Source organism: Rahnella sp. Larv3_ips (assembly GCF_003697865.1).
Lineage (GTDB): Bacteria > Pseudomonadota > Gammaproteobacteria > Enterobacterales > Enterobacteriaceae > Rahnella > Rahnella rivi.
Genome location: NZ_MJIB01000005.1, coordinates 739,140 through 753,617, shown reverse-complemented (window position 1 = coordinate 753,617; position 14,478 = coordinate 739,140). Strand labels below are relative to the sequence as shown.

The following is a 14,478-nucleotide window of genomic DNA, read 5'->3' as shown; positions in this document are numbered from 1 at the left end:
GTTTGTTTTCGAAGATATTCGTGTCTTTTCGAAAGTCTAACAATAGCGTTGTTTGTGTTTCGTGATGATGATCGTAATATTTCGTAAGTCATTTCATTCGTTTTCTTTCATTTTGGATTGAGGGGCGAGAGAGGGGGATGCTTTCTGGCGAGGCCGGCGGCAAGCTAAGCGTGCTGTATTTCACATCCCGGTGAATTTTTTATCCTCACTTCGATATCTTTTGTTTACACTGTGCGAAATAGGACGTTTTGGACTAAACAGGATGAATACTTACGATCGTCGCAATAAAATTGTTGAATTAGTGAATCAGAAAGGCACCGTACAGGTTGCTGAGCTTTCGAATGCTTTCGGTGTGTCTGAGGTCACTGTTCGTGCGGATCTGACCCTGCTGGGGCAAAAAGGCGAACTCACCCGGTTTCATGGCGGCGCCGCAAAACGTGAAGACAAGGCAAGTGACGGGCAGAATAAGCCGCAGGACGAATTGATTCTCGAAGAGCGTTATCTTCAGGCCAGCGATCCTAAAAAGCGCATTGCGCAGGCTGCGGCAGGCATGGTGAAGCCCGGCGATACGGTGATCCTTGATAGCGGTAGCACCACTATGTTGCTGGCTGAGGAACTGGTGAAATCCGGCGATATCACGGTCATTACTAATAACTTACCGGCGGCTTTTGTATTGTCTGAGAACCCGGATATCACGCTGGTTGTTTGTGGCGGAACACTGAGGCACAAAACGCGTTCATTGCATGGCAACATCACGGAGTATGCCTTGCAGGGCATCGTGGCTAACCTGATGTTCGTGGGAGCCGATGGTCTGGATGCGGCGACCGGAATCACAACGTTTAATGAGGGCTACAGCATCAGCGGGATTATGGCCGATGCCGCTCAGCGCGTTGTCGTCGTCACCGATTCCACTAAATTTGGTCGTCGCGGGTATAACCTGGTGCTGCCGATGGAAAAAATCGACACCATCATTACGGACACGGATATCAGCGATGAGGCCCAACAGGCTCTCAGAGACACAGCGATAGACCTCATTCTTGTTTAACTCCTTTCAGGTTGCAGACGTCCGCCTGGTGATGAATGTAAGCCACCCTGTGGATCTGGGGAACGGGCAGTTTCAGACGCTGCGTTGAGTATCGAAAACAATGTGAGTCGTTGCAGCAGCAGGCAGATTAATTTGAGAGATAAATTCAGGAAAGGGTGGCCGCCGCGTTGTCTCTGTGCGGCTGCAAAGAGGGGAGGCGATATTTTTTTAAACCTTAAGGCGAAGTCTTTCTGTTCGTGTTTTATATGTGACATGTTGTTCACCCTTTTTCAGTCGCAGGCTTTGCGCGTTCGTTCCTGGAATTAGCTGTGAACGATGGCCACGTATACTTTTCAATGATTCAGCGGTTGGCAGAGTGAGTTCATTCCTTTACGCTTACATTTTTAGTCGGCGTTTGCTGGTCATCTGGAGTGGAATATGTTGCGCGTTATCGATACGGAAACCTGTGGATTGCAAGGTGGTGTGGTTGAAGTTGCTTCTGTCGATATCGTAGATGGACAGATCGTCAATCCGATGAGCGATCTGGTGCGTCCCGACCGTCCTATTAGCTATCAGGCGATGGCAATTCATAAAATAACTGAAGCCATGGTGGCCGATAAACCCTGGATAGAGGACATCATTCCTCGTTACCACGGCAGCCCATATTATGTTGCCCATAACGCCAGCTTTGACCAGCGTATGCTCCCAGAGATGTCAGGTGAATGGATTTGTACTGTCAAACTTGCGCGACGTTTATGGCCTGGCATCAAGTACAGCAACATGGGGTTATACAAATCCCTCAAGCTGCAAGTGGAAACGCCTGCGGAGCTTCATCATCACCGTGCGCTTTTTGACTGCTATATCACGGCGGCGTTATTGATTCGGATTATGGATGAGTCAGGCTGGACACCTGAACAGATGGTGACGATCACCGGGCGTCCTGCGCTGGTGAGCACAATGATGTTCGGTAAATATCGTGGTAAAAAAATTGAGGAAATCGCGCAAGATGATCCGGCATATTTGCGCTGGATGCTTAATAATATCAAAGAATTAACACCAGATTTGCGAATGACGCTCAAGCACTATCTGGAAGCACAGTAAATGCTCTGCCAATCTGCTTCCTCCGCAACGAAGGACAGATGTGAAAAGAATCACTGGCAATAACTACACAGAAAGCCGCACATCTCACGGGCTGCGGCTTTTTAAAAACCCCATACTTATTTTTTAATCCTGTTCCACGGCATGTTGGAAAGCAGGATCGCCATTCCACACCAGCCACTCATACCCGCAAAAAGAAGGCCCGCACCGACGAATCCGGACAAAAGAAATAAGCTTGTATCGATTGTGTATCCCATCAGGACTCCGATAAGGATAAGCGTTCCGGCTGCGATTTGAACTTGTCGCATGATCGGAAGCGGCTGTTTTTTATCCTCTACGGTTGGAAGATTTGCGCTTTTCCAGGCGTTAATTCCTCCTGAAAGCAACAGTACGGGGACGGGTGCCGCAGCTCTGACAAGTGCCTCGGCATTTTGAGTTGTCCGGGAGCCTGCTAAACAGTGAAAAATGACCGGATGTTGTATCGGAAGATTTTTAATGCTTTTTCCCAATACGATGTCAGACAGCGGGAAAGAGTGTGCTCCGGGAACGTGTTCACGCAAAAATTCTGCAGGTTCACGGATATCGATCAATGTGCTGCCATTGTTCATAAGCTCTTGTGCTTCAGATGGAGTTACGGTCTTCACGATCATTTGACATCCTCAGGGCAGTAAATGTCCTTTAACGTTGCGATAACTTTTCGAATCGATTCATTTTTGATGAAGTAATTCCTTCTTTGCTCATCCCTGGAACATTCAATCAAATCCTCTTCCTTCATCCTTGCCAGATGCTGGGAGGTCGCGGAAGGACTCAATCCGGTCAGCCTGCTCAGATCGCCCGCAGAAGTGCCTGGCGATTCAATGAGCATGCAAAGAATCATTAATCGGTTGGTGTTACTCATGGACTTAAGAAGTTGTGCCGCCTGAGCCGCGCCTTCTTGCAGAAAACGGATTTCGGTATTTTTCATTTTTTAATTTAGAGTTTACTAATTTAAGTAAACTCTAAATTAGTCGAAGAAATAGATCAATGAAATTTTTTGGGGCGTGAGAGGTACACAAATGCGGTTTGATAACAGGCAATAAAAAAGCCGCAAACCCTTGCGGGCTGCGGCTTTCTTTGCGGTAACGGCTTTATCTGGTAATAACCGAAACCTTGTTTGGTGGAGCTGGGGGGATTTGAACCCCCGTCCAGAATTACTACACCGTCGGCACTACATGCTTAGTCCAATCTTTACATTCGCCGGTTAGCTGCGGATGGACACGCCACTAACAAACTATCCTGATTGGGTTTAACGCTTTCACCCCAGGCAAGGTGTCCACGCGATCTCTTTTGGGTTTGACCTCTCTTGATCCCCGTCCTAAGAGCGGAGGCTAGGGAGAGAGGGCTCTAAGCAGGGTATTAAGCTGCTAGGGCGTAGTTTTCGTCGTTTGCGACTATTTTTTTGCGGCTTTTTACGAGGCCAACCGCCCCTCGGCATGCTCCTTGGGCTTCGCAAATCCTGTCGAATCCAGAATCAGCCCCAAGTACTATTTCGCAGTATACCAGAAAAACACCAAGCTAAGCCAGAGACTTAGCGATTTGCGTGCTTCATGATACGTGCTTTGTCTACTTTCCACTCACGATCTTTAATGTCATCGCGCTTGTCGTGCTCTTTCTTACCTTTAGCCAGACCGATTTTTACTTTCGACCAGGCATTTTTCCAGTACATGGAAAGGGCGACGACGGTGTAGCCATCGCGACTGACTTTACCGAACAGTGTTTCAAGTTCACGTTTGTTCAGCAGTAATTTTCTTGTACGTGTAGGGTCGCAGACGATATGACTCGACGCCACATTAAGAGGTTGAATGGTTGCGCCAAACAAAAAGGCTTCACCGTCGCGGAATGTGACGTAGCTGTCAGTGATGTTTGCCTTACCAGCGCGCATCGATTTGACTTCCCATCCCTGCAAAGCAAGCCCCGCCTCGAATTCATCTTCGATGATATATTCATGGCGAGCGCGTTTGTTCATCGCGATAGTCGCGGAACCGGGTTTATGTGCTTTTTTCTTTGTCATAGTGATACTTATTATACTGTAAGCGTTGCCGAATGAAATCCCCACGCGTCTGAGACTGTGGTTTTTCCTATTTTGGCTCCCTGTGCTTCGTAGTTTTTATTACCGGGCGGATAAATGGTATTATCTGTACGTTTTATGACACCTGGAAAATGATATGCCACAGATAAGTCGTTCTGCGCTTGTGCCGTTTAGCGTGGAGCAGATGTACACGTTAGTGAATGATGTTGATGCTTACCCGCAGTTTCTGCCGGGTTGCACTGGTAGCCGTATTTTGGATAACAGTGATACGTCGATGACCGCCGCTGTTGACGTCTCGAAGGCGGGTATCAGCAAAACCTTTACGACGAAGAATACGTTAATCAGTAATAAGCGTATTGATATGCAACTGGTTGATGGTCCATTTCGTAAGCTTACCGGGGGCTGGGATTTTATCGAGCTTAGCCCGGAAGCCTGTAAAGTGCAGCTCAGCCTTGATTTTGAGTTTACGAATAAATTGATTGAATTAGCATTCGGTAAAATCTTTAAGGAACTTGCTGGCAGTATGGTTCAGGCATTCACCCTGAGGGCAAAAGAGGTCTACAGTGTCTGAGATCCGTGTTGAAGTCGTGTACGCGTTACCGGAGCGTCAGTATCTGCGAACCGTTAAGCTGGAAGAGGGGTGTAATGTTGAACATGCGCTGCAGGCCTCGGGCTTACTTGAATTACGCAAAGATATAGACCTGAAAAAGAACAAATTCGGTATCTACAGTCGTCCGGTTAAACTGACGGATATCGTCAGTGATGGCGACCGTATCGAAATTTACAGGCCGCTGATTGCTGACCCGAAAGAGTTACGGCGCATTCGCGCAGAACGCTCCAAAAAATAAGGCGCCTGGGGCGCCTTATTTTTTTACCCTGAAAGATGATGTTTGGTGATTACCAACGACCATCACACCGGGCGATTATTTTTGGTCGGACAATGTCGGTTTGTTATCGATATTAGTCAGCGTGCCTGATGCGTTAAAGGTCAGAGTCAGGGTTTGCTGAGTGACGCCTTCATGGCCCGGTTCCTGACGGAACACGTAGAACCAGACATCGCTGCCAAACGGGTCGTGCAGCATCGGTGTGCCAAGAACATAAGCCACCTGCTGCTTAGTCATACCGGTGTGAATTTTTTGAACATCAGCAGGAGACAGGTAATTCCCCTGGTTAATGTCAGGCCGATAAACCACCTTTTCCAGAGTGGAACAGCCCGCAGTAAGCATTACAAGAGCTACAGCGGCGGCAGTTAGCGTTTTACAGCGCATAGTCATTACATTCCTTTAGGGCATAAGATGCCGATGATAATAGACCTTTCATCAGTTTGAAACCTTTGCGGGGCACCTGTATGACCGCTGAACTGTAAAAAAGTTGAGCTTTTTACGCTGCGAGCAACTCTTTTGCATTAGCCAGGGTGTTTCGGGTGACTTCACTTCCGCCCAGCAGACGCGCCAGTTCCTGCAAACGCGCCTTTTTATCCAGGCGATTCATTTGCGTTTCTGTCACTTCGCCGTCGGTTTCTTTGCTAACAAAATAATGCTGATGACCACAACCTGCAACCTGCGGTAAGTGCGTCACGCACATCACCTGTGTTGATTCACCTAACTGACGCAGTAAGCGACCTACAATGGCAGCCGTAGGACCACTGATACCCACATCCACTTCATCAAAGATCAATGCCGGCGTTTCCATTTTTTGCGCGGTAATCACCTGAATAGCCAGCGCGATACGTGAAAGCTCGCCGCCGGATGCCACTTTGGCTAAAGCCTGCAATGGCTGACCCGGATTGGTAGTGACCTGGAACTCAAGGCGATCAGCGCCTTCCATATTTAAATGCTCAGGCTCGAACTGGACCTGAATTTTAAATTTACCGTGCGGCATGGACAATGCCTGCATGCTTTGCGTGATCAGGTGCGTTAACTCATCAGCAAAATACTGACGTTTTTCGTGCAACTGCCCGGCAATCGCGATGGCCTGCTGATAATGATGTTGGACAGCCTCACTCAGTTCAGCCTGATTGGTTTCCTGATCATCAAGCGCCTGTTGTTCTTCGAGTAACTGGCGGTGATGCTCCGGTAACTCCTCTGGGCGGACATGATGTTTGCGCGCTAAATTCATCTGGCGGGATAAGCGCTGTTCAAGTTCAAACAAGCGGTTTGGATCCATATCCAGACGTTCACTGTAGTGGCGAAGTTCGTCGCTGGCCTCGCTGATTTGAATCGAGGCATCATCCAGCATGACGATCAGCTCATTCATTTTGCTGTCGAGCTCGGCCAGTTCGGCGAGTTGATGACGAGCGGTGTAAAGCAGGCTGACAATATTCTGGTCTTCGCCATCCGCCAGTAAGTACAGCGCACTCTGACTGAGTGAGAGAAGCTGCCCACTGTTTGCCAGGCGTTTGTACTCTTCATCGATTTGCTCGTATTCACCCGCTTGCGGTGAGAACTCATTGAGCTCTTTCAGCTGATATTGTAATAACTGACGGCGGGATTCACGTTCGTTGATTTGTTGCTGATACAGCGCCAGCTGGCGGCAACTCTGATGCCAGTTGTGATATGCCTGACGCATTTCAGCCAAGAGCAAAGGTTGATCGGCGTAGGCGTCCAGCAGATGTTTTTGATGCTCGGGTTTGAGCAGAAGCTGATGAGCATGCTGGCCATGGATTTGAATCAGGTGCTGGCCCAGCTCACGCAACTGTGACAGGGGCACCGGTGTACCATTGATAAAACCACGCGAGCGTCCGTCATTACTGATTGTACGGCGCAGAAGGCAATCATGCCCTTCATCAAGCTGATTTTCCGCCAGCCAGACTTTAGCGGAAGGGGTGTCGGCAAGGGTGAAGCGCGCGCAGATATCTGCGCGGCTTGCGCCCAGGCGTACCATACTGCCGTCGGCGCGATTCCCCAGACAAAGTCCGAGCGCGTCAATAGCAATGGACTTACCAGCACCGGTTTCCCCGGTGATTGCCGTCATCCCTGCATGAAAATCGATTTCTAACTCACGGACAATAGCAAAGTTACTGATAGTTAATTGCGCCAGCATGATCACCTTCCTGTACATAACAACAGACCTGTAATTACATACAGTATAAACTGGTTTTATATACAGTAAAGGGGCTGGCGAATTATTTTTTAGGGATCAGAACAATTTTTTCGACCATCCGAGTTTAGTGCTCAATGTATTGAAATAGCTGTAATCTTTCGGATGAATCAGGTTTAAATGGAACTCACTGCGGCGGATCACTACTTCTTCGCCTGGTTGAATTGGCAACGCGATTTGGCTGTCACAGCTGATTTCCAGGTCGGTGCTCATGTGCGAGAAGCGCAGGCAAATCGTGCTGTTACTGTTGATCACCAGCGGGCGGGCTGACAGCGTATGCGGGAACATGGGCACCAGCGCTATCGCTTCGAGAGTCGGGGTCAGGATTGGCCCGCCGCCGGACAGCGAATACGCGGTCGAACCGGTCGGTGTTGAAATAATCAGTCCGTCCGAACGTTGTGAAAACGCGAATTTGTCGTCGATATAGACTTCAAATTCAATCATGTGAGCGACTTTTCCGGGGTGCAGAACCACTTCGTTGATGGCTGTGCTCACACGACATTGCTGATCTTTACAGCGCACCATCGCTTCAAGCAGGAAGCGTTGCTCGCTGATATATTCGCCCTGCAGAACGTCATCCAGTTGCTGTAACGCGTTATCGGGATCCAGATCGGTCAAAAATCCCAGATTGCCGCGGTTGATGCCGATAACTTTGATGTCGTAACGCGCCAGCACGCGGGCTGCGCCCAGCATATTGCCGTCGCCGCCCACCACCACGGCCAGATCTGCTAATTTCCCGATTTCTGCCAGGCTACCGGTTTGTGCGCCTTCAAGAGCTAAATCTTGCGCCACCTGCCGCTCGACAATCACCTGATAATTTTTTGAAATTAGCCAGTGATAGAGCATTTCGTGGGTGGCAAGTGCGGAAGGATGGCGAGGGTGTCCGACGATCCCAATGCACTTAAATTTTTTATTCATCGCTGTGGTTATCCTCAGCAGGGTGTGATGACTCCTGCATTATGACCGGTTTCATTCAAAACCAAACCTTGAAACCCCGGTTTTGATCCCCATAATAAGCCAACTAGCAAGATTAATGCTAAAACGCGGAGATATTCATGAGTAGTAAAGAACATAAGACACCTGACGAGCAAGTCTCTGAAGAACTGAATCAGGAACAAGAGCTGCATGCGGAAGCGGAAACTCAGGCGGCAGATGTCGTTGACCCGCGCGATGAACGCATTGCTGAATTAGAAGCACAGCTGAAAGAAGTCCAGCAGCGTGAGCGTGACAGCCTGCTGCGTGCTAAAGCGGAAGTGGAAAACGTCCGTCGCCGCACCGAGCTGGATATTGAGAAAGCACATAAATTCGCCCTGGAAAAATTCTCCGGCGAATTGCTGCCAGTGATTGATAACCTGGAACGTGCGATCGATTTGGCTGATAAATCTAACCCTGAGCTGACCGGTTTGATTGAGGGGGTAGAACTGACCCTGAAATCAATGCTGGATGCGGTTCGTAAGTTCGGTATGGAAGTGGTGGGTGATATTCACGTGCCATTCAACCCTGAACTGCACCAGGCGATGACGATGATGGAATCCGAAGAGCTGGAACCTAATCACGTTATCATGGTGATGCAGAAGGGTTATACGCTGAATGGCCGTCTGTTACGTCCTGCGATGGTTGCGGTGTCTAAAGCCAAGGCCTGATTCTGTTTTAACAGACTGATTTAATGAGAGAGGCACCTTTACGGGTGCCTCTTTTTTATGCCTGATTAGGTAATACCGGCGTCCAGTTAATCGGCGTGAGGCCTTGTTGTTCGAGTAAAGCATTTGCCTGTGAAAAATGCTTACATCCCAGAAACCCCCGGTGTGCAGAAAGTGGGGAAGGGTGTGGCGCTTTCAACACATGATGACGGTTTCGGTCGATAATATTGCCCTTCTTCTGCGCGTGAGAACCCCAGAGTAAAAAGACAATCCCTTCGCGATTTTCATTCAGCGCCGCAATGACCCGATCGGTGAACGTTTCCCAACCCAGCTTGGCATGTGAATGTGCCTGTCCGCCTTCCACGGTTAATACCGTGTTGAGCAGCAGCACGCCCTGATCGGCCCAGCTCTGTAAGTAGCCGTGGCCTGGGCGCTCAAACCCCGGAATATCGGTCACCAGCTCTTTATACATATTCACCAGCGAAGGAGGAGCAGGAATGCCGGGACGCACTGAAAATGACAGTCCATGAGCCTGATTCGGACCGTGGTAAGGATCCTGCCCGAGAATGACGACTTTCACATCCGCCAGTTCCGCTGAACGGAATGCATTAAACACATCCTGCTGCGGTGGATAAATGGTCTTGCCCGCAGCCCGTTCCGCTGCGACAAACTTCAATGTATCAATGAAGTAAGGTTTTTCTTTTTCCTGACCAATCACGTCATGCCAGGTGAGAGTGGTGGACATTGACGCTCTCCTTTTTAAGGTTATTTTGATGGGCGTAGCTTACCTGCTCGTTCATCACAGTGAAACCCACACCTCCCTTTACCCATAGTTATCTGCGGCTTGAGGATTTGTATGCAAATTTTATTGATAATTTACAAAAATAATTTAAGCGAGAGGCTTGGAAAAATTGATGTAAAACATAAATATGCCGTGATGAGGAAATGACCACACTGAAAAGATTGATATTAGTCAAAGATTGCGGGGTGTAGTGCTGTTATATCTGAGAGCAGGAACAACAGATTGCTGTAAGAATCTGATACCCATCAATTAACAGTATCGTAGCCAATTATGGAGGCAATATATGATCACCGGGATCCAAATTACCAAAACCAACAACGAAGCACTGAAAAACTCTTTCTGGTTGCTGGATGATGAAAAAGCGGAAGCTCGCTGCGTATGTGCGAAAGCAGGTTATGCGGAAGACCAGATCGTGGCTGTAAGCGAACTGGGCCAGTTTGAATACCGTGAAGTGCCAATGGAAATTCAACCGACTGTGCGCGTGGAAGGGGGTCAACACCTGAACGTTAACGTACTGCGTCGCGAGACTCTGGAAGATGCTGTGAAGCATCCTGAAAAATACCCACAGCTGACTATCCGCGTTTCCGGCTATGCGGTACGTTTCAACTCACTGACTGCAGAACAGCAGCGTGACGTTATCACCCGTACCTTCACAGAAAGCCTGTAATTAAAGGGTTTTCCGGGTGTGATGCCCATAAAAAAACCGCCTGAAAAGGCGGTTTTTTTTCATCTGTATCAGATAACTAACGGATACTTATTTTGACGTGTCTTTCGCAGCATCAGGTTTTACGCGGCGTTTGCCGACGTTTTTACTGTCGCGATGGCGAACTTTGACTTTCACTTTCGATTTTTCCTGCGACGCTTTCTGCTTCTCTTTGCGCTTCGCCAACACTTTCTTCGATGGCTTACCGGTAGTCTTCTCGCTTGGCGCTTTCGTTTTCGGGCGAAGTTCATCAATCACGCGGGCTTTCAATGGCTCGTTCAAATAACGTCCAATTTTGCCCAGCAGCAGATGGTCATGCGCTTCAACGAATGAAATGGCTGTGCCTTTACGGCCCGCACGGCCGGTACGGCCAATACGGTGCAGATAGATATCCGCAGTCAGTGGCAGGTCGAAGTTAAAGACGTGGCTGATGTCATTGATATCCAAACCGCGCGCGGCGATATCGGTGGCAACGAGCACGTTCACGCGGTCTTCAACCATACGCTTGACGGCCTCAGTACGCTTGACCTGAACCATCTCGCCTTCCAGATAGCAGGAGTTGATCCCTGCCTCACGCAGCCATGCAACCAGTTCGTGTACACGTTCACGCTTACGCACGAAGATCACTGATTTAGTGACATCTTCCTGTTTGAGCAGGTGGATCAACATCTGTGTTTTGTGTGGCACATCATCGACGCGGTAATACCATTGCAGGATCTTCTTGCGCTCGCGACGTGACGGATCGGCTTCGATCTCGACCGGCTCGGTCAGGATACGTTCGGCGAATTCACGGATGGCTTCCCCTTCCAGCGTTGCGGAGAACAGCAACGTCTGTTTACGCCAGCGTGCTTCGGCTGAAATCGTTTCGATATCCTGAGCAAAACCCATGTCCAGCATGCGGTCGGCTTCATCAAGGATCAGCGTTTCAATGGCGCGGCAATCGAAGTTTTCTTCTTTGATGTATTGCAGCAAACGGCCGGTCGTCGCAACGACGATGTCCTGGTTTTCACTGAAAACTTCAGCGTGGTTCATATAAGCCACACCGCCGGTGATCGTTGCGATATCCAGATCGGTATGCTTTGCCAGTTCGCGAGCCTGATCGGCAACCTGCATGGCCAGTTCACGCGTTGGCGTGAGGATCAGAATACGTGGCGGACCAGATTTCTTACGCGGGAAATCCAGCAAATGCTGCAATGCAGGCAACAGGAATGCCGCTGTTTTGCCGGTGCCGGTAGGAGCCGAACCCAACACATCGCGTCCGTCCATTGCAGGCGGAATTGCCTCTGCCTGAATGACAGTCGGGCGGGTATAGCCTTTTTCGCCTAAGGCGTCTAACAGGCGTTCATCGAGTTCGAGTTCGGAAAAATTCGTTACAGTCATGGTCTACCTCTACTTGGGGCGCCGATTATAGACGTGTTAGACGCGATCTTCACCTATTTAAGCGGTTTGTGTGCCTTTTCCTCTGCATCTCTTTGCCCTATGCTACGTCAGTTTTCGTTCACAGGCCTGATGACAGGCGCAATTACGGTGAAATTAGTGACAAAAGAAGCCAGTTCCACTCAGCCTTTACGGCGTAATGGATTTACCTTTAAACAGTTCTTTGTCGCCCATGACCGTTGTGCGATGAAAGTCGGTACAGACGGTGTTCTGCTGGGCGCTACAGCTCCCGTGACGCAGGCACGACGTATTCTGGATATCGGCTGCGGCAGCGGTCTTATTGCGTTGATGCTGGCACAGCGCAGCGGCCCGCAAACGCAAATTGATGCGGTTGAACTGGAATCCGCCGCCGCCGGACAGGCCGCTGAGAATTTCCATGAGTCTTGCTGGGCGAAAAGGCTGGCTGTGTTTGAGCAGGATATCAATCTCTTTGCCGAAGCACACCCCGCAACCTATGACCTGATCGTCAGCAATCCGCCGTATTTTGAGTCGGCAGTGGCCTGCCGCGATGAGGCCCGTAATGCGGCGCGCTATACCGAAACGCTGACCCACGATGCTCTGCTTGAGTGCGCCGCAAAGCTCATCACGCCTGACGGTGTCTTCAGCGTTGTGCTGCCTTATGAAATTGGTATGGCATTTGAAACCATGGCGCATCAGAAAGGCTGGTTCAGCCACTGGCGGATGGCCGTACGGGATCGTCCGGGTAAACCTTTAAACCGGCTGCTGCTCACACTCTCAAAGCAACCCGCAGAATTGCGGGATCAAGAACTGGCACTGCGAAAATCTGAAGGGATCTACAGCGAAGAATTTTGCGCATTGATCACGGATTTTTATCTGAATTACTGAGAAGAGTGCACTTAAAGGCAAAAATGAGAAAAGTGCGTTCCTTCGCACTTCGCGCCATCAGGGCTGGAGGATGGTTGGCTGTGGATTTTCCTGTAAATCAGGATAATCCAGCGTGTAGTGCAGCCCGCGGCTTTCCTTACGTTCCATGGCGCTGCGGACAATCAGTTCGGCGACTAACACCAGATTGCGCAACTCGAGCAGGTTATTTGAAATGCGGAAGTTTGCATAATACTCATCAATTTCCTGTTGCAGGGTCATGATGCGACGCAGCGCGCGTTCGAGGCGTTTCGTGGTACGCACGATCCCGACATAATCCCACATAAACAAGCGCAACTCATGCCAGTTATGCTGGATCACGACCTGTTCATCGGAGTTGTCCACCCGGCTTTCGTCCCATTGTGGCAGGTTTTTCGCCAGTTTGACGTGAGGCAGGCGCTTGATGATATCTTCAGCCGCTGACCAGCCGTAAACCACACATTCCAGTAAAGAGTTCGAGGCCAGACGGTTTGCGCCATGCAAACCGGTGTAACTGACTTCACCGATAGCGTAGAGGCCGTCAAGGTCGGTTCGCCCATGCTGATCAACCATTACGCCGCCACAGGTGTAGTGCGCTGCTGGAACAATCGGAATCGCTTCTTTGGTCAAATCAATGCCCAGTGAGCTCAGCTTTTCATCAATCATCGGAAAGTGATGTTTGATGAATTCCGGTGGGCGGTGGCTGATATCCAGATACATACAATCTGCGCCGAGACGCTTCATTTCATGGTCGATAGCTCTGGCGACCACATCGCGCGGAGCCAGTTCGCCACGTGCATCAAAGTCCGGCATAAAGCGTGAGCCGTCGGGGCGTTTTAGCACGGCACCTTCGCCGCGCAAGGCTTCAGTCAGAAGGAAATTGCGTGCCTGAGGATGATAGAGGCAGGTCGGATGAAACTGGTTGAATTCGAGATTAGCAACACGACAGCCCGCGCGCCAGGCCATGGCAACGCCATCGCCGGAGGAAATATCCGGATTGGTGGTGTACTGATACACTTTTGCTGCACCGCCCGTTGCCAGAACGACGGCTTTGGCTCGCAGCGTCTCGACATGCTCTTTATCACGGTTCCAGACGTACGCGCCCACCACCCGCTGAGTACCGGCTAATCCGACTTTGCTGGAGGTAATTAAATCCACCGCATTATAGCGTTCCTTAACACAAATATTAGGGTGCGCTCTTGCTTTACTTACCAGCGTAGTTTCTACTTCTTTACCTGTTGCATCAGCAGCATGCAGGATCCTGCGGTGGCTGTGACCACCTTCCCGGGTCAGGTGATAACGCTCTTCTGAGCTGGCGTTCGTTTCGGTATCAAACAGGACTCCCTGGTCGATTAACCATTGAACACAATGGCGTGCATTGCTGGCGATAAACTCAACAGCTTCTTTATCGCATAAACCTGCGCCAGCAATTAATGTGTCTTCGACGTGTGAGGCAATGCTGTCTGCTTCATCGAAAACGGCGGCGATACCACCCTGAGCGTAAAATGTGGAACCTTCGTTGAGGGGGCCTTTACTGAGAACAGTAACGTGACAGTGGTCTGCAAGTCGCAAAGCCAAAGAAAGGCCCGCAGCACCACTTCCGATTATCAATACATCGCTAACAAATTCAGATGAAGGTTGCATAACGTATGATGTTTGCAGAAGAAGAGGGAAATTCATGTTAGCCTAAACCTCCGTGCAAAAGCCACGGGCATGAGACTTCAATAGAAAAAACAATGGCGATGT

The 14,478-nt window shown here is 49.7% G+C and carries 16 protein-coding genes and 1 other RNA gene; 7 read left to right on the top strand and 10 right to left on the bottom strand.

Annotated features, from left to right (window positions below):
• The first annotated feature begins 262 nt into the window (after window positions 1-262).
• A complete protein-coding gene (locus tag ED901_RS12405; RefSeq protein WP_122096048.1) occupies window positions 263-1,045 on the top strand; it encodes a DeoR/GlpR family DNA-binding transcription regulator in 783 nt (260 codons plus the stop codon).
• 417 nt (window positions 1,046-1,462) lie between these two features.
• Entirely contained in the window at window positions 1,463-2,125 is a 663-nt protein-coding gene (exoX, locus tag ED901_RS12400; protein WP_122096047.1) for an exodeoxyribonuclease X, read from the top strand.
• 116 nt (window positions 2,126-2,241) lie between these two features.
• Here the strand turns inward: exoX and ED901_RS12395 are convergent, their stop codons facing one another.
• From ED901_RS12395 to smpB, 4 genes are all read right to left on the bottom strand, one after another.
• Complete coding sequence (locus tag ED901_RS12395; protein WP_122096046.1) at window positions 2,242-2,772, bottom strand: rhodanese family protein; 531 nt, start codon at window positions 2,770-2,772, stop codon at window positions 2,242-2,244.
• A complete protein-coding gene (locus ED901_RS12390; protein WP_122096045.1) occupies window positions 2,769-3,086 on the bottom strand; it encodes a helix-turn-helix transcriptional regulator in 318 nt (105 codons plus the stop codon). The genes ED901_RS12395 and ED901_RS12390 overlap by 4 nt, the downstream gene beginning before the upstream one ends.
• A gap of 190 nt (window positions 3,087-3,276) precedes the next feature.
• Window positions 3,277-3,640: a transfer-messenger RNA gene (ssrA, locus tag ED901_RS12385) on the bottom strand.
• A gap of 49 nt (window positions 3,641-3,689) precedes the next feature.
• The gene (gene smpB / locus ED901_RS12380; RefSeq protein ID WP_015698410.1) at window positions 3,690-4,172 is read right to left on the bottom strand and encodes an SsrA-binding protein SmpB; all 483 of its coding nucleotides are present in this window, start codon (window positions 4,170-4,172) and stop codon (window positions 3,690-3,692) included.
• A gap of 154 nt (window positions 4,173-4,326) precedes the next feature.
• Between smpB and ED901_RS12375 the strand changes: the two genes are divergently transcribed.
• Together ED901_RS12375 and ED901_RS12370 are read left to right on the top strand one after the other, a co-directional pair.
• Window positions 4,327-4,761, top strand: a complete 435-nt coding sequence (locus tag ED901_RS12375) for a type II toxin-antitoxin system RatA family toxin (protein WP_056770801.1) — start codon at window positions 4,327-4,329, stop codon at window positions 4,759-4,761.
• Window positions 4,754-5,038, top strand: coding sequence for an RnfH family protein (locus tag ED901_RS12370; RefSeq protein WP_122096044.1), 285 nt, complete (start codon window positions 4,754-4,756; stop codon window positions 5,036-5,038). The genes ED901_RS12375 and ED901_RS12370 overlap by 8 nt, the downstream gene beginning before the upstream one ends.
• Window positions 5,039-5,113: 75 nt before the next feature.
• On the opposite strand, the gene bamE is transcribed toward ED901_RS12370, so the two are convergent.
• The 3 genes from bamE to nadK all read right to left on the bottom strand — a co-directional run bounded on the left by bamE (window position 5,114) and on the right by nadK (window position 8,207).
• Window positions 5,114-5,458: an outer membrane protein assembly factor BamE gene (bamE, locus tag ED901_RS12365; RefSeq protein WP_056770807.1), complete on the bottom strand. Its 345-nt coding sequence runs from the start codon at window positions 5,456-5,458 to the stop codon at window positions 5,114-5,116.
• A 112-nt stretch (window positions 5,459-5,570) separates the two neighbouring features.
• Entirely contained in the window at window positions 5,571-7,232 is a 1,662-nt protein-coding gene (gene recN / locus ED901_RS12360; RefSeq protein WP_162997860.1) for a DNA repair protein RecN, read from the bottom strand.
• 96 nt (window positions 7,233-7,328) lie between these two features.
• On the bottom strand, window positions 7,329-8,207 hold the full coding sequence (nadK, locus tag ED901_RS12355; RefSeq protein WP_056770813.1) for an NAD(+) kinase: 879 nt from the start codon (window positions 8,205-8,207) through the stop codon (window positions 7,329-7,331).
• 137 nt (window positions 8,208-8,344) lie between these two features.
• Here nadK and grpE point away from each other — a divergent pair, with 137 nt between their 5' ends.
• Complete coding sequence (gene grpE, locus ED901_RS12350) at window positions 8,345-8,932, top strand: nucleotide exchange factor GrpE (protein ID WP_056770817.1); 588 nt, start codon at window positions 8,345-8,347, stop codon at window positions 8,930-8,932.
• Between the two features lie 55 nt (window positions 8,933-8,987).
• On the opposite strand, the gene ung is transcribed toward grpE, so the two are convergent.
• Window positions 8,988-9,674, bottom strand: coding sequence for a uracil-DNA glycosylase (gene ung, locus ED901_RS12345; protein ID WP_122096042.1), 687 nt, complete (start codon window positions 9,672-9,674; stop codon window positions 8,988-8,990).
• Between the two features lie 340 nt (window positions 9,675-10,014).
• Here ung and grcA point away from each other — a divergent pair, with 340 nt between their 5' ends.
• Complete coding sequence (gene grcA, locus ED901_RS12340) at window positions 10,015-10,398, top strand: autonomous glycyl radical cofactor GrcA (protein WP_056770823.1); 384 nt, start codon at window positions 10,015-10,017, stop codon at window positions 10,396-10,398.
• Window positions 10,399-10,485: 87 nt separating this feature from the next.
• Here the strand turns inward: grcA and srmB are convergent, their stop codons facing one another.
• Entirely contained in the window at window positions 10,486-11,814 is a 1,329-nt protein-coding gene (gene srmB, locus ED901_RS12335; RefSeq protein ID WP_056770826.1) for an ATP-dependent RNA helicase SrmB, read from the bottom strand.
• A gap of 129 nt (window positions 11,815-11,943) precedes the next feature.
• On the opposite strand from srmB, the gene ED901_RS12330 reads away from it, so the two are divergent.
• Window positions 11,944-12,717, top strand: a complete 774-nt coding sequence (locus ED901_RS12330) for a tRNA1(Val) (adenine(37)-N6)-methyltransferase (protein WP_162997859.1) — start codon at window positions 11,944-11,946, stop codon at window positions 12,715-12,717.
• A gap of 57 nt (window positions 12,718-12,774) precedes the next feature.
• Here the strand turns inward: ED901_RS12330 and nadB are convergent, their stop codons facing one another.
• Window positions 12,775-14,376, bottom strand: coding sequence for an L-aspartate oxidase (gene nadB / locus ED901_RS12325; protein ID WP_183848757.1), 1,602 nt, complete (start codon window positions 14,374-14,376; stop codon window positions 12,775-12,777).
• Between the last annotated feature and the right edge of the window lie 102 nt (window positions 14,377-14,478).

What these genes read in the sequence shown, in the direction of transcription:
- ED901_RS12405 (WP_122096048.1), top strand. Translation starts at nt 263, where the DNA reads ATGAATACTTACGATCGTCGCAATAAAATTGTTGAATTAGTGAATCAG.
- exoX (WP_122096047.1), top strand. Translation starts at nt 1,463, where the DNA reads ATGTTGCGCGTTATCGATACGGAAACCTGTGGATTGCAAGGTGGTGTG.
- ED901_RS12395 (WP_122096046.1), bottom strand. Translation starts at nt 2,772, where the DNA reads ATGATCGTGAAGACCGTAACTCCATCTGAAGCACAAGAGCTTATGAAC.
- ED901_RS12390 (WP_122096045.1), bottom strand. Translation starts at nt 3,086, where the DNA reads ATGAAAAATACCGAAATCCGTTTTCTGCAAGAAGGCGCGGCTCAGGCG.
- smpB (WP_015698410.1), bottom strand. Translation starts at nt 4,172, where the DNA reads ATGACAAAGAAAAAAGCACATAAACCCGGTTCCGCGACTATCGCGATG.
- ED901_RS12375 (WP_056770801.1), top strand. Translation starts at nt 4,327, where the DNA reads ATGCCACAGATAAGTCGTTCTGCGCTTGTGCCGTTTAGCGTGGAGCAG.
- bamE (WP_056770807.1), bottom strand. Translation starts at nt 5,458, where the DNA reads ATGCGCTGTAAAACGCTAACTGCCGCCGCTGTAGCTCTTGTAATGCTT.
- recN (WP_162997860.1), bottom strand. Translation starts at nt 7,232, where the DNA reads ATGCTGGCGCAATTAACTATCAGTAACTTTGCTATTGTCCGTGAGTTA.
- nadK (WP_056770813.1), bottom strand. Translation starts at nt 8,207, where the DNA reads ATGAATAAAAAATTTAAGTGCATTGGGATCGTCGGACACCCTCGCCAT.
- grpE (WP_056770817.1), top strand. Translation starts at nt 8,345, where the DNA reads ATGAGTAGTAAAGAACATAAGACACCTGACGAGCAAGTCTCTGAAGAA.
- ung (WP_122096042.1), bottom strand. Translation starts at nt 9,674, where the DNA reads ATGTCCACCACTCTCACCTGGCATGACGTGATTGGTCAGGAAAAAGAA.
- grcA (WP_056770823.1), top strand. Translation starts at nt 10,015, where the DNA reads ATGATCACCGGGATCCAAATTACCAAAACCAACAACGAAGCACTGAAA.
- srmB (WP_056770826.1), bottom strand. Translation starts at nt 11,814, where the DNA reads ATGACTGTAACGAATTTTTCCGAACTCGAACTCGATGAACGCCTGTTA.
- ED901_RS12330 (WP_162997859.1), top strand. Translation starts at nt 11,944, where the DNA reads ATGACAGGCGCAATTACGGTGAAATTAGTGACAAAAGAAGCCAGTTCC.
- nadB (WP_183848757.1), bottom strand. Translation starts at nt 14,376, where the DNA reads ATGCAACCTTCATCTGAATTTGTTAGCGATGTATTGATAATCGGAAGT.